Below are 206 nucleotides of genomic sequence, written 5' to 3' on the forward strand. Positions count from 1 at the left end.
GTGAATGAGTGCCAAGCTCAAGCTGTCAGCCACTCATCAGCAGCACGTGCCGCCGCCACCTCGAGCGCGTCGGGCGCGAGGATGCCGCGGGCAAGCGCAAAAGCTTCGAAGGCAATGCGCGCTGTTTCGACGTCTTTGTCACCGACCAAAGCAGATTGGCAGACACAGAGCGCGGCTGTGAATGTCGGGCTGCGGCTGCCCGGCCA

At 63.6% G+C, this 206-nt stretch carries 1 protein-coding gene; it reads right to left on the bottom strand.

Annotated elements, in window-relative coordinates; translation table 11 throughout:
* Positions 1 to 17 precede the first annotated feature (17 nt).
* On the bottom strand, positions 18 to 206 hold a 189-nt coding region (locus O7A60_RS31930; protein WP_337109618.1), incomplete at its 5' end, for a DUF982 domain-containing protein.

The sequence above is a fragment of the Mesorhizobium salmacidum (SeqCode) genome (assembly GCF_037179605.1).
In the GTDB taxonomy this organism is placed as follows: domain Bacteria; phylum Pseudomonadota; class Alphaproteobacteria; order Rhizobiales; family Rhizobiaceae; genus Mesorhizobium; species Mesorhizobium salmacidum.